The 12,640-nt window shown below is 33.7% G+C and carries 13 protein-coding genes; 9 read left to right on the forward strand and 4 right to left on the reverse strand.

What is annotated here, in order from left to right:
• Positions 1-6: 6 nt before the first annotated feature.
• Together M947_RS19535 and leuA are read left to right on the forward strand one after the other, a co-directional pair.
• Entirely contained in the window at positions 7-921 is a 915-nt protein-coding gene (locus M947_RS19535) for a sensor histidine kinase (protein ID WP_021287810.1), read from the forward strand.
• A 103-nt stretch (positions 922-1,024) separates the two neighbouring features.
• Entirely contained in the window at positions 1,025-2,686 is a 1,662-nt protein-coding gene (gene leuA, locus M947_RS19540; protein ID WP_021287811.1) for a 2-isopropylmalate synthase, read from the forward strand.
• Between the two features lie 45 nt (positions 2,687-2,731).
• Here the strand turns inward: leuA and M947_RS19545 are convergent, their stop codons facing one another.
• From M947_RS19545 to M947_RS19560, 4 genes are all read right to left on the reverse strand, one after another.
• Positions 2,732-2,968: a 2-carboxy-1,4-naphthoquinone phytyltransferase gene (locus M947_RS19545; RefSeq protein ID WP_031348023.1), complete on the reverse strand. Its 237-nt coding sequence runs from the start codon at positions 2,966-2,968 to the stop codon at positions 2,732-2,734.
• A 204-nt stretch (positions 2,969-3,172) separates the two neighbouring features.
• Positions 3,173-4,003, reverse strand: a complete 831-nt coding sequence (locus M947_RS19550) for a universal stress protein (protein WP_021287813.1) — start codon at positions 4,001-4,003, stop codon at positions 3,173-3,175.
• A 243-nt stretch (positions 4,004-4,246) separates the two neighbouring features.
• The gene (gene rimK, locus M947_RS19555; protein WP_021287814.1) at positions 4,247-5,179 is read right to left on the reverse strand and encodes a 30S ribosomal protein S6--L-glutamate ligase; all 933 of its coding nucleotides are present in this window, start codon (positions 5,177-5,179) and stop codon (positions 4,247-4,249) included.
• Positions 5,176-5,604: an ATP-dependent zinc protease family protein gene (locus M947_RS19560; RefSeq protein ID WP_021287815.1), complete on the reverse strand. Its 429-nt coding sequence runs from the start codon at positions 5,602-5,604 to the stop codon at positions 5,176-5,178. The genes rimK and M947_RS19560 overlap by 4 nt, the downstream gene beginning before the upstream one ends.
• Positions 5,605-5,766: 162 nt before the next feature.
• Between M947_RS19560 and M947_RS19565 the strand changes: the two genes are divergently transcribed.
• The 7 genes from M947_RS19565 to M947_RS19595 all read left to right on the forward strand — a co-directional run.
• Entirely contained in the window at positions 5,767-7,203 is a 1,437-nt protein-coding gene (locus M947_RS19565; protein WP_021287816.1) for a mechanosensitive ion channel family protein, read from the forward strand.
• Positions 7,190-8,002 carry a CorA family divalent cation transporter gene (locus M947_RS19570; RefSeq protein ID WP_021287817.1) on the forward strand — a complete coding sequence of 271 codons (813 nt, stop codon included), beginning with the start codon at positions 7,190-7,192 and terminating at the stop codon, positions 8,000-8,002. The genes M947_RS19565 and M947_RS19570 overlap by 14 nt, the downstream gene beginning before the upstream one ends.
• The gene (locus M947_RS19575) at positions 7,999-8,640 is read left to right on the forward strand and encodes a hypothetical protein (RefSeq protein ID WP_021287818.1); all 642 of its coding nucleotides are present in this window, start codon (positions 7,999-8,001) and stop codon (positions 8,638-8,640) included. Before M947_RS19570 ends, M947_RS19575 begins: the two co-directional genes overlap by 4 nt.
• Positions 8,641-8,757: 117 nt before the next feature.
• Positions 8,758-9,264 carry a flavodoxin gene (locus M947_RS19580; protein WP_021287819.1) on the forward strand — a complete coding sequence of 169 codons (507 nt, stop codon included), beginning with the start codon at positions 8,758-8,760 and terminating at the stop codon, positions 9,262-9,264.
• A gap of 171 nt (positions 9,265-9,435) precedes the next feature.
• Complete coding sequence (locus M947_RS19585) at positions 9,436-11,202, forward strand: Na/Pi cotransporter family protein (RefSeq protein ID WP_031348027.1); 1,767 nt, start codon at positions 9,436-9,438, stop codon at positions 11,200-11,202.
• Entirely contained in the window at positions 11,189-11,431 is a 243-nt protein-coding gene (locus M947_RS19590; RefSeq protein ID WP_021287821.1) for a hypothetical protein, read from the forward strand. Before M947_RS19585 ends, M947_RS19590 begins: the two co-directional genes overlap by 14 nt.
• Positions 11,432-11,504: 73 nt before the next feature.
• Positions 11,505-12,640 (forward strand): cache domain-containing protein (locus tag M947_RS19595; RefSeq protein ID WP_021287822.1); only part of this gene is annotated, 1,136 nt, incomplete at its 3' end.

The following is a 12,640-nucleotide window of genomic DNA, read 5'->3' on the forward strand; positions in this document are numbered from 1 at the left end:
TAAAAGATGTCAAATAAAATTACTCAGCTCATGCTAAATGAGCTTATACTACAATCAAAAAAATCAGACACTCACTTGGCTGATAAGCTAGAGTCTGTTTTAAACTTCTACACAACAGAGCAAAAAGAAAACCAAAAAACTATAAAACAAAATGAGTACTTTTTAAAACAGTGGGACAGAAGAAACATCCTTGCAAACCAAAGAGATATGCAAAAAGATGAACTTTTAAAACAACAGTCAAGACTTGCCTCAATGGGCGAAATGATAGATGCTATCGCACATCAATGGAAACAACCACTAAACTCTATCAGCATGATGAGTGATATGTTAAGAGAAGACTTTAAAACTGGCAGTGTTGATGAGCCATATATCCAAGAACTTGATAAAAATATTCATATGCAAATAGATCACATGGTTAGCACTCTTAGTGAGTTTCGTACATTTTTTAGACCAAGCACTAAAAACGAGGAGTTTACTTTTTTAGATGCGCTCAAGAGCGTTCAAGTTCTTATGAAAGATGAACTTATCTCTCAGGGCATTCTTTTATACTTAGAGATAGATGAGCACCTTAGTATATTTGGAAATAAAAATGAGTTTAAACATCTCTTTATAAATCTCATAAACAACTCCATTGACTCTTTTAATGAAAAAAACATACGTAATAGAAAAGTCCATATTAGATGCTATGAAGAAAACAGCAACACCTATATAGAAGTGCAAGACAATGCAGGAGGGGTCTCCCTTGAAGTTATAGATGATATCTTCAAAGCAAATATTACTACAAAAAAAGAGGGTAAAGGGACAGGAATAGGCCTATATATGAGTGAGCAAATCCTCAAAAAAAACCACGGTTCCATAAATGTTCACAATACAAAAGATGGAGCTTTGTTTACAATAACTCTCAAACAGCCCACTAGATAAATCTTGCCTTACAAAAGCCTAACACAAAATCTGATATAATTTCAATCTTGATTGTAATATGTAAGAGTGTCATAATCAAAATTTCAAGTTTTAAGGATTCAAAGTGAATCATATCAAAGCGGGCAAATATCGCCCTTACCCAAAAATAGATTTGCCAAATAGAGAGTGGCCAGACAACACAATTACAAAAGCTCCTAGGTGGTGTAGTGTAGATTTACGTGATGGAAATCAAGCGCTTATCAATCCAATGGACATGACTAAAAAACTTGAACTTTTTGCACTCTTACTTAAACTCGGTTTCAAAGAGATAGAGGTGGGTTTTCCATCTGCATCTAAAGTTGAGTTTGACTTTTTACGCCGTTTGGTTGATGACAAACTTATCCCTGATGACGTAACTATCCAAGTCTTAGTCCAAGCTAGAGAGCATCTAATAGCTAAAACTTTTGAAGCTCTAAAAGGTGTAAAAAAGGCAACCGTGCATCTTTATAACTCAACCTCAAGTGCTCAAAGAAAGATAGTCTTTGGAAAAAGCAAAGAGGAGATTATAGCTCTTGCAATAGAGGGAGTTGATTTAGTTAAAAAGTATGAGAAAGAGCATGATGGAGAGATATTTTTAGAGTACTCTCCTGAGAGTTTTACGGGAACTGAGCTAGAGTTTGCAGCAGCTATATCAAATGCAGTAACTGCGAGATGGGGTATAGCAGATAACAGAAAAGTTATCATAAACCTTCCAGCAACAGTAGAGATGTCAACTCCAAATGTCTATGCAGATCAGATAGAGTGGATGTCAAAACATTTAGATAACCGTAAAAATGTCATCATCTCAACTCATACCCATAATGATAGAGGAACTTCCATAGCTGCGACAGAGTTAGCACTTTTAGCAGGTGCTGACAGAGTTGAGGGGACGCTTTTGAGTAATGGCGAGAGAACAGGAAATGTTGACATTATAACTTTGGCACTAAATATGTTGACTCAAGGGATAGATCCAAAATTAAACTTCTCAAATGTAGATGAAGTCTTAGAAGTCGTTGAGAGATGTACAGAGATGCCTACACATCCAAGACATCCATATGTAGGAGATTTAGTTTATACTGCATTTTCGGGTTCACATCAAGATGCCATCAACAAAGGTTTGGCATATCAGAAAAATAGCCAAAATGGTTTTTGGGAAGTTCCATACTTGCCGATTGATCCGAAAGATGTAGGTCGCTCTTATGAGTCCATCATTCGCATCAACTCACAATCTGGAAAAGGTGGGGTAGCTTATATATTAGAGAAAAACTTTGGTTATCAGCTTCCAAAAGCTATGCATCCAGAGATTGGCAAGATTGTTCAAGCTGTAACGGATGAAGAGGGAAGAGAGCTAGAACCTGATGAGATATTAGACATCTTTAATAAGACATATTTTGAGCCTGATGAGCATATTAGCTTTGTAGATGTTACGGTTGAGTCACTAAAAAAAGTCTCAACTTGCACTATAGTTTATAACTACAGGGGCAAAGAGATAGTAGCATCTGCGCAGGGCAATGGACCAATAGACGCTTGTAAAAATGCTTTAATGAAAGACTACGAAAATGAGTTTACAATAAACTCTTACTCAGAACACTCTTGTGGAGATAAGAGCAGTGCCAAGGCCATCGCCTACATAGAAGTGCAGTCCAAAGAGACTCTATCTTGTTTTGGTGTAGGTATCGATGATGATATAGCAACGGCATCTATAAAGGCTATGTTTAGTGCCCTAAATAGGGCTTTTAGCAATTAAGACTAAAGACTCACTCACTATAAATGCCGAGTGGGTCTTTATCTCCTAATCTCTATACTGATTTTTATATGGAAACTTCTCTATTGTGAGATAATCATCATCAAAATCATCATACTCTTCATAGTTAATATTAAAGATTATAGGATATCCTCTTTTTAAAAGTTCCTCATCTAAAAGTTCACTATTAAAACCCTTGTCACGACAGAGTTCTACGATGCTATCAATATCTTTAGCATCAACACCATTAAGTTCCATCTCAAATATTGCATCAGAAATGTTCATTGTGTCCTCAAAAAAATTGTTATGTATTACATAAGAAAAGTTTGTTTGATACTTCATCAAACACAGCCAAAAAACCACAAGATATCAAACGATGTCTATTTTGACTCAAAGATATTTTTATAGTTAAAAAGACCTTTATTTTGAGCTAGAAATTATACTATTTTTTGAAAAAAAAAGAGTATAAGATGGGTATAAAAAGAGATTTTATATTTTTAAAATTAAAACATTTTCTATTGAACTCTCAAGGATATCAAAAGCGTAAAAGCTAACTCTACCTGTAGTATGCAGGGCAAGTATATCATGTGGAATATCTTCGACTTCCTTATCAAAGAGTTTTGGGTTTAAAGAACTTTTACGTACTTTTGAGGAGACTCTAAATCCTTGAGGGATATCTATTGTTTGAACAAATTGTTCAAGATTTTTCTCACTTTTATCTTTCATCACGGTCATATACTCTATAGTATCTTCATCGCTAAAACCATAGCTATTGAGGCGTGCTTCAAAGGGAATTGTAAAAAAATGGACAAGGGTTAAATAAGCACTAGGAAATAGTTTTGCAATCTCTAAAATTGCCGCTGCTGATTTTGAAGAGAGGTCAGTAGGAAGTAAAATAGTCTTTGTGCTAATCTCACTCTCTTTTTTAAGAACTAAGACAGGAACATCTGCACTTCTTACAATATGCTTTGTATGCGAGCCCATATAGACCTCGCTAAACCTATAAGTCTCTCCACTTTTACCAATAATGATGAGCTTGGATTTGAGAATATTAGCTACTTTAGCAATCTCTTTTTTTGTATTACCTTTAATACAGTGAAAATGCTTTTCATCAAAGTCATTAAATGCGAGCTGTAGTCTTTCTAAAATATGCTCTTTAATATAGTTAATATCTTTTTTGGGTGAAAAAAATGAGTTCTCTACTATATGAACAACATCTACAATACCGTTTATTTTTCGTGCAAACTCCATAGCTCTTTGCAATACTATAAAACTATCTTTTGAAAAATCTATTGCAACAAGTATTTTAAATTGCTTCATAACTCTCTACCTATTTGAAATTTTGTTTACTTTAGCATAGAGTGTATTAACAAATGCTAAGTGAAATCTCTTCAACAGACTACAACTTTATCTTTTAACACGCTATCGCCTAGTGCTTTTATAATCCCATGAGCCCTTATACTAATGGAGTCCTCATTAAAGCTCCATCTGCTTTATACAAAAGTATAAAAAAGCCCTTCTCTTGTGCTACAGCTCTAAGTTTTGAGTAAAGGATTCAGGGATTTATACTCCTATGCTATCTTTTTTTAGCTTTCTTTTTTTGCTTGCTTCATCAGTTCTTGGAGTTACATTTGCATCTATATAATCCATGATTTTTCCAGCTATATCTATGTTTGTAGACTTCTCAATCCCCTCTAACCCAGGCGATGAGTTTACTTCCATCACAAGTGGACCACGAGCTGATTCGATCATATCTACCCCGCAGATGCCAAGCCCCATAGCTTTTGCAGCAGCTAATGCAGTTGATTTCTCTTTACGAGTTAGTTTATGTGCGGTTGCATGTCCACCCTGATGCAGGTTTGATCTAAAGTCTCCATCTGCACCTTGACGCTTCATAGCTCCAACAACTTCACCACCAACTATCAACACACGAATATCTGCCCCGCCCGCCTCTTCTATAAACTCCTGAACAAGCAAGTTTACATCCATGCCATAAAAAGCATCAAGGACTGATTTTGCTGCTTTTTCGCTATCTACTAAAACTACTCCAACACCTTGTGTTCCCTCTAATATCTTAAGTATCAAAGGTGCACCACCACTTAAAGCTATAACATCTTTTGCACTTGACTTATTAGATGCAAAGATAGTCTTTGGCATATCTACGCCTTGTTTTGAGAGGATTTGCAGGCTTCTTAATTTATCTCTACTTCTTGTAACAGCTAAACTCCCAGATGTAGTAAAAACATCCATCATCTCAAAATGTCTAATCATAGCAGCTCCATAAAAAGTTCTACTAGCACCAATTCTAGGGATGATGGCATCTGGAACTGGTAACTGAGAACCAAGATAGTTAATGTTGAGTTGTCCTTTCATAATCTCTATACTACACTTTAAGTAGTCTATAACTCTTACCTCCCAGCCTTTTAGCTCAGCTGCCTCTACAAGCCTTTGTGTGGAGTAGAGATTTCTGTTTCTTGATAGTATATAGACTCTCATATTTTTACCTTTTCATCTTTTTTCGCTATATATTCTTTTGATACATCTACTAAAAATTTTCCGCTTAAAAATTTCCTACCTATGAGCATGGGATACTTCATATCTGCTCTATCTGCTAAGGAGATGATTGTTTTGTACTTTTTACCAAAAAACTCTACGCTTACCTTTATAGACGCCCTCTCTTGTAGCTTTCCATTTGAACTTCTTACTCTTTTTATAGAGTGAAGTGGCATAACTATTTTTTTGTCATGATATGCTTCATGAACCTCATCTTGAAGTGTAAAATGAACAAATCCTTCATCATCTACATATATATCATCGCAGTGCAAAGCGTTAGAGTCCGCACCCGTGTCTATCTTCGCGTCTAAATTGAAAAGCTCCAAATCCAAGATAGATATAACTTCTCTTCTGCCAATAATCTTCATCCTCGACCACCCACTATTTTCAAACTAATTTTTATAAAACTCACTCTTTATAGTTACTATTATATCCACATTGTTATAAATCTTAAACCTAAAGTATTTATATGATTTTTGTCATTTTAAGAGTATAATACTATCTTCATATACCACTCTTTTGGAGAGATTTTGAAACAATTATTTGCTTCTTTTTTAGCATTATCACTACTGTTTAGTTTGACCTATGCTGAAGACTTTGACTATCTTGATAAAAAAAACAACACTTGGCTTCAGGTATATAGCAACTCACTAAAAGCTCATAACTTAGATGATGAGATAAAGATTCTAAAAAACGAAATCCAAAGAGCAAGTGGCAAAAGAAAAGCTGAGCTTACTCAACTTCTAAAACTAAAAACTAGTAAAAGAAAGATATTAGATGAACTTCCACAATCTTTTTATGGGTTACTTGAGAAGATTGGTGTAGCTCACGATGCAAAAGAGGTAAATATCATCGAGTATCTCTTTAAAAACAAAAACAACAACTTCAATATCCAAAATCGGAAACTTACGTTGCTAGAAAAAGAGTACAACGATGCTCAGGAATACTTAAACAAAGAGTTAAACGCTACACAATCGCAAGAAAAAAAAGATACAAAAAAAGAGGCTCAACTAATTAATGCCATAGATTTTTTCGACAATGCAAAAGACCTGCTTGAACATAAAAAAGAGGTTTTAAAACACTCCAAAGAGGCTTATCTTCATGAGCTAAAGAGTTATGAGATAACACAACTTCCAAGACATGGCATTAATATCGCTGTTATTATACTTATTTTTATACTTTTTCACTTCTTAAAGCACTTTATCATCAAAAAGGCAAAAGATGAGGACCAACTCTTTAAGATAAAAAAAGTTTTAAATATCTCATTTTTTCTTGTTCTTTTTTTAGTTCTCATAGCATTTAATATCAACAATATTATCTACGCAGCAACACTTATAGGCTTTATAGCAGCTGCTATCACCATCTCCATGAAAGAGTATCTTCAAAGCATAGTAGCGTGGATGCATCTCTCTTTTGGTGGTTCTGTAAAGATTGGAGATAGAGTTTTACTATATATGAACAACAATCCAATTATTGGCGAGATTATAGATATCTCTCCTTTTAAAATGACCATCTATGAAAGCATTAACAACACTACATCCTTGCAACTAAAAAGAGCTGGCAGAGTCGTTTTTGTACCAAACAACTACTTTGTAACTAACTACGTTTATAACTACACGCATGACAAGATGAAGACCATCTATGACCTTATAGAGTTTCGAATTCCTTTTGCATCTGATACCGCAAAAGTTGAAGAAATAACGAACGAAATAACGCTTGAAGTAACTGAGAGATACATGGAAGTAGCATCAAAGCAGTACGGACATCTTAAAAAACGTTATGATATGCGTTCTCGTGACTTTAGACCTCGTATTCATCTCATTCCAGACCCAATAGAGCCATGTTTTACACTCTATGTTTGGTATGTAACGCCATATCATCAAATAATGGAGCTAAAATCTCAACTCAGTCAAAAGATAGTTAAAAGACTTCATAAAGAGGGTATAGAGTTCTATGTTAAAAAATAATACTATGTTACATATAAAAGAGAGTCTCGATAAACTACACCTAGAGGACCTAAAAAACGAAGTTCATCCATCACTTTTTGATGTAAATGATGAGTATGACCTCCTTATTGTGCGGCTCCCCATCGTTGAAGATGAGTTAAAATTTCGCTCAGTTGGTTTTATCATCACAGAAGAGTATAGTTTTTTGTACGATAGAGCAGAGGGAGAGCTTAAAAAACTAGATGATAAGTTTGTAACTACGCACAATATTTTAAATAAAATTATTGACAAACTACTAAAGACTTTTGAGAGATACAGAGAGACAATAGCCGACATAGAAGAAGATCTATATGACAGTAAAAACATGAATAGTTTTATAAACAAATGGCTAGAGCTAAAAAGGGACATACTTCGCATAGAGAGAATTCTTATGCATACGTCAGAAACTATGGATGAGATGATAGAGCATTATGAAAAGAGAGATGATTTTCCCATAAATAACTACATGAATCTTCACGAACACATAACTAGAACTCTTCGCTCAGCAACACTTCAGTATTCAAAACTAGACTATCTATATAGTTTTTACACCGCTCGCATCAACGACAAAATGAACCATTTAATATACACGCTAACTATAATCTCAGCAATATTTTTACCGCTAAACCTGATAGTTGGTTTTTTTGGCATCAACACAAGTGGGCTTCCTTTTACCGATGGAACTAACGGAACACTTGGAGTTGTAACCATCATAGTCTTTGTATCTATTTTAAGTGCACTTATTATAAACTTTGTTAAAAAAGGAGGGAAATCCTTATGAAACGGTGGTTTACTAAACTTCACAATAAAATTGACAAAAGTGATAAATCCATCACATCTATGCAGGAGATTTTTAAAGATACAGCGAAGAGTATTTTAAATCAAAAAGTTTTAAAAATAGGAGATATTAAGATAGAGCTAACTGAGATAGAGTTTTACTTTTATCAAAGCAAGACTCATAATGATCCCTTTGTCCATCAAGACAGTCTGCTAAGAGATACCCATAACTATATCTATGTACATAAAAAAGCATGGCAAAGAGGAGGCGCTGGCATTACATTTGGAGATGGTAAATTTTTAGGCAGTATCCTTATGAGAGGCATAAAACATAAACACTCATTTTTCGCGGGAAGTGCTACGGTAAAGAAATATCTTGCATCTCTCTTAGATAGCAATATCGCGCAACATGAGGAGCTTCAAGACTATTTTCATAAGCACAAGAGAGAGATCTCTTTAGTTGCATCTACTAAAAAAGATTTTAAAATCTACTCTTCATTTCGCATCGGACTTAACAGAGATAAGAGCAAAGAGTATGCAGATGCAAAGTATCGATTTGTAAGAGAGGACTATCTTAATGCACCAAAAGATGAAAATTTTAAAAGCTATGCTAATCTAAAAGATAGAACTAAACTTTCATAAAATAGAATAAAAAAAATGATTTATTTTGATAATACATTTTTAAGCTTTAATGCTCTATCATCTTAAATAACAAAAAGAGGCTAGACTTATCTCTACTCTTTAATTAAGGAGAAAATTATGAAAAAAATAGGACTTTTTTACGCATCCTCAACAGGAAACACTGAAGATATGGCAACAGAAATTAAAGAGTCTTTAAGTGACCTAGATATAACTATGCATGATGTTGCTCAGTCTGCAAGTGATGAGATGACAAAATATGACGCTCTTATAATTGGTGTCTCAACTTGGGGTGATGGAGATCTTCAAGATGACTGGGAAGACTATATTGTAAACCTTGATGATGCTCAGCTAAGTGGCAAAACCATAGCTCTTTTTGGGCTTGGAGATCAAGAAGAGTACCCTGATCATTTCCTATCTGCTATGGGAACCATATATGAGAAGGTAGTCTCTTTAGGTGCAAATGTCGTAGGCTCATTTTCAACTGATGGCTTTGAGTTTGATGAGTCAACTGCCGTAGTTGATGGCATGTTTGTAGGTTTGGCACTAGATGAAGACAACCAAGATGATTTAAGCTCACAACGTATAAAATCATGGTGCGACTCAATCCGCCCTCACTTTGCATAGATATATTAAAAACACTTCGCTACAGGTTTTTGTAGTGAAGTCTCTAAAGCGCTCTCAAGCAAAATTTATCTCTAAAATTAGATAAATTTCTTTTGTTATTTTCTTATATTTTGCATCTTTATATTAGCTCTTTAGGGGTTACTGTTTTAAAATATCAACTAGGATATATATATGTCTAGGAAATTGCTGCTCCCCTTTAGTTTTCTTTTTTTCGCATATTTCGTAATTATTTCAGAGAATCTTACTGTTTTGCTAAGTGGCATTGCCATTTTCATAATCGGTATGTATTTTATGCAAGATGGCTTTAGGCTACTCTCCGGTGGTATTTTAGAAAAGCTACTTCAAAAGTTTACAAGCAACCTATTTTACTCCATTTTAACTGGGGTTATCTCAACTTCCCTTGTTCAAAGTTCAACTATTACCTCTCTAATCGTTATCTCTTTCTTGTCCGTTGAACTACTTACCTTAGTTCAAGGTGTTGGTATTATTTTTGGTACAAATCTAGGAAGTACAACAACCGCATGGATAATCTCTAGCCTAGGCGTAGATGTCAAAATCTCTCTATACGCTATGCCTCTTATAGTTTTTGGTGTTGTTTTAAGATTTGCTAAGAGCAGTGCTTATAAAGGACTAGGAAATGTTCTTCTAGGTTTAGGCTTTATCTTTTTAGGTATCGCTTACATGAAAGAAGGTTTTGACACACTAAAAGACTCTATAGATATAGCTTCTTACTCGATAGAAGGCGCACTTGGAATCTTAGTCTACATAGTTATAGGAATTGTTGTAACTGTGGTCATTCAGTCAAGTGCAGCAACTTTAGCTATAGTCATTACAGCACTAAATGCAGGAAGCATCATCTATATAAATGCTCTTTCTTTAACTATAGGTGCGAATTTAGGAACGACACTTACAGCTATCCTAGCCTCTTTAACTTCAAATGAAAATGGAAAAAGAGTTGCTTTTGCCTACTTTGTTTTTAATCTTGTCACAGCTATTATTGTTACTATTTTTATACATTATATTAGTGATTTTATAGATATATTTGCTCCTTATCTTGGTATAAGCAGCGATAACTATGGAATGAAGTTAGCTCTTTTTCATACCCTCTTTAGTATTATTGGTCTTTTAGTTCTTTCTCCTTTTGTGAACAAGATTGTAAAATTATCAGAGAGACTTATAAAGAAAAAAGTCTCTTCTCACTCAAAACCAAAGTATCTGCTTGATGCAAATTTAACACTTCCAGAAGCTGCTATTGTTTCCATCAAAAAAGAGATAATAAACTTATATGAAAATTGTCAAAGAGCGATGCTCCATGCGATAAATTTGCACACAACTAACCTTAAAACAAAAAAGGATTTAGAAGTGCAAATCTCAAAAGAAGTTACAAAAATAAATACTGACATAGATGAGATATATCAGTCAAATCTAAAGATATTATATAGCGAAATCATCAAGTACTCATCTTTTGCTCAAGAAAACATGACAAGCTCTCAGCAACAAAAAGTGGGCGATTTAAAGAGAAGTGCAAAGCTTATAGTAGAGGTCTTAAAAGATACAAGAGACGTCCAAAAAAATCTAAATTTTTATCTTAGAAGCCGAAATAATTTTATAAAAAATGAGTATAATATGCTAAGAAAAGAGCTAGCAGCTATCTTGATAGATATAAACATTCTAAACTCAACTAAAGATGAGATAGAGAGACTCACGCAGCTAGAGATGCTAAAGTCAACCATACAAGCAAATGATTTAACTAACACGGCAAAGACAGACAAGCTTATACGAGAGGGAGCTATAAAAGCCACGATGGCAACTTCTCTTATGAATGATAGTGCTACAATCTACTCTACTCAAAAGAAATTAGTAGAGATGGCAGCTATTTTATTTATAGATGACAGCCTCATCAAAGAGATAGGAGAACACGTCAATGAAACTCAGTAAAATTGTAAGTAAAATCAAAAAATATCTTGAAGATGAGAACTTAACCCATACAAAGCAAGAGAAAATAGAAGATATAATTGAAAAACTATCTCTAAAAAAAATACAACTCAAACAAGATATAAAAAGTTGTGATACTCAACTACAAAAAGAGAAGATGCAAAAAGAACTTGAAGCCATCTCTACCCTTTTGAAAAAGAGTAAGAGGCTCATTGAAAGAGACAATCTTTAGATTGTCTCTTTACTATGTTTTTATTCGCTATAATGTTTTTTAGTTTATCAAAAAGAAAACAGGCTATTAAAACATGTTTAAAATCAAAAACCTCTATCTAAGAAATATCCTACTTGCTTTGCTGTTTGGAGGACTTATAGCTGCTATAACCTCAGTAGTAAACTACAATATGAAATTTGTTGAAATAGAACAACAAGTTAAAAAAGATGTTAAATTTGACTCAACTCGTATAAAGCTTTTTATAAAAGGTTATTTAGACAATGTAGAAAACACGCTAAACTCCATACAAACAAATCAGCTTTTTCTCAACTACTTAAACACTCCATCTAAAATGAATCAACAAATTGTTACACACCTCTTTAGAGGTCTTATAAAAAGTAATGAACACCTTTTTCAACTAAGGTTTATAGACAAAAATGGACTTGAAAAAATCAGAATAGAAAAAGAAAGAAATTCTAAATTTATATTTTCTGTTTCTGAGAAAAATCTACAAAACAAATCAAACAGATACTATTTTGAGAAGACTATAAAAAACAAGGCTGGAGAGTTTTGGTACTCAAACCTTGACTTAAACATAGAAAACAAGATGCTTGAAAAACCTATAAGACCGACTATTAGAGTCTCAACAAATATTTTTTATAAAGGTGTGTTTTATGGGATAGTCATCGCAAATCTAGATATGGATAGACTCCTTTCGCAAATCAAGAGCAATAACAATTTTAATGTCTATTTAATTGACAATGAAGGCAACTTTATCTTACACCCAGATGAACAAAAGGCTTGGAATAACTACTTAAACAATGGCTATACAGTTTTTAGTGAATTTACTTCTGTAGATGAAACCTCCTTAGAGTTAGATAATTTTGGAGATGGCAGATATGTTTTTTCTTTAGAGAATTATTTTAAAAACAATGAAAACATCAAACTAATCTTAGAAGCAGACAATAGTTACCTAGAAAACATAAAAGAAAATAACTTACAATATATCTATATACTAGGCTCCGTAGTACTTATCATCTCTTTGCTTGCTGGTTTTTTAATCTCTTTTCCTGTATCAAAACTATATCTTAGCTTTAACAAACTCTATAGAGATAACTTGAGATTTATTGATATTATTGATGAGTATGTAATAACCATAACAGTTAACCTAGATAAAGAAATAACAAGTGTTAGTGTCAAGCGCAATCCAAAAATGTACCAAAACGCAGT

This window comes from Sulfurimonas hongkongensis (assembly GCF_000445475.1).
Classification (GTDB): Bacteria; Campylobacterota; Campylobacteria; order Campylobacterales; family Sulfurimonadaceae; genus Sulfurimonas; species Sulfurimonas hongkongensis.

What these genes read in the sequence shown, in the direction of transcription:
- M947_RS19535 (WP_021287810.1), top strand. Translation starts at nt 7, where the DNA reads ATGTCAAATAAAATTACTCAGCTCATGCTAAATGAGCTTATACTACAA.
- M947_RS19545 (WP_031348023.1), bottom strand. Translation starts at nt 2,968, where the DNA reads ATGAACATTTCTGATGCAATATTTGAGATGGAACTTAATGGTGTTGAT.
- M947_RS19550 (WP_021287813.1), bottom strand. Translation starts at nt 4,003, where the DNA reads ATGAAGCAATTTAAAATACTTGTTGCAATAGATTTTTCAAAAGATAGT.
- rimK (WP_021287814.1), bottom strand. Translation starts at nt 5,179, where the DNA reads ATGAGAGTCTATATACTATCAAGAAACAGAAATCTCTACTCCACACAA.
- M947_RS19560 (WP_021287815.1), bottom strand. Translation starts at nt 5,604, where the DNA reads ATGAAGATTATTGGCAGAAGAGAAGTTATATCTATCTTGGATTTGGAG.
- M947_RS19570 (WP_021287817.1), top strand. Translation starts at nt 7,190, where the DNA reads ATGTTAAAAAATAATACTATGTTACATATAAAAGAGAGTCTCGATAAA.
- M947_RS19575 (WP_021287818.1), top strand. Translation starts at nt 7,999, where the DNA reads ATGAAACGGTGGTTTACTAAACTTCACAATAAAATTGACAAAAGTGAT.
- M947_RS19580 (WP_021287819.1), top strand. Translation starts at nt 8,758, where the DNA reads ATGAAAAAAATAGGACTTTTTTACGCATCCTCAACAGGAAACACTGAA.
- M947_RS19585 (WP_031348027.1), top strand. Translation starts at nt 9,436, where the DNA reads ATGTCTAGGAAATTGCTGCTCCCCTTTAGTTTTCTTTTTTTCGCATAT.
- M947_RS19590 (WP_021287821.1), top strand. Translation starts at nt 11,189, where the DNA reads ATGAAACTCAGTAAAATTGTAAGTAAAATCAAAAAATATCTTGAAGAT.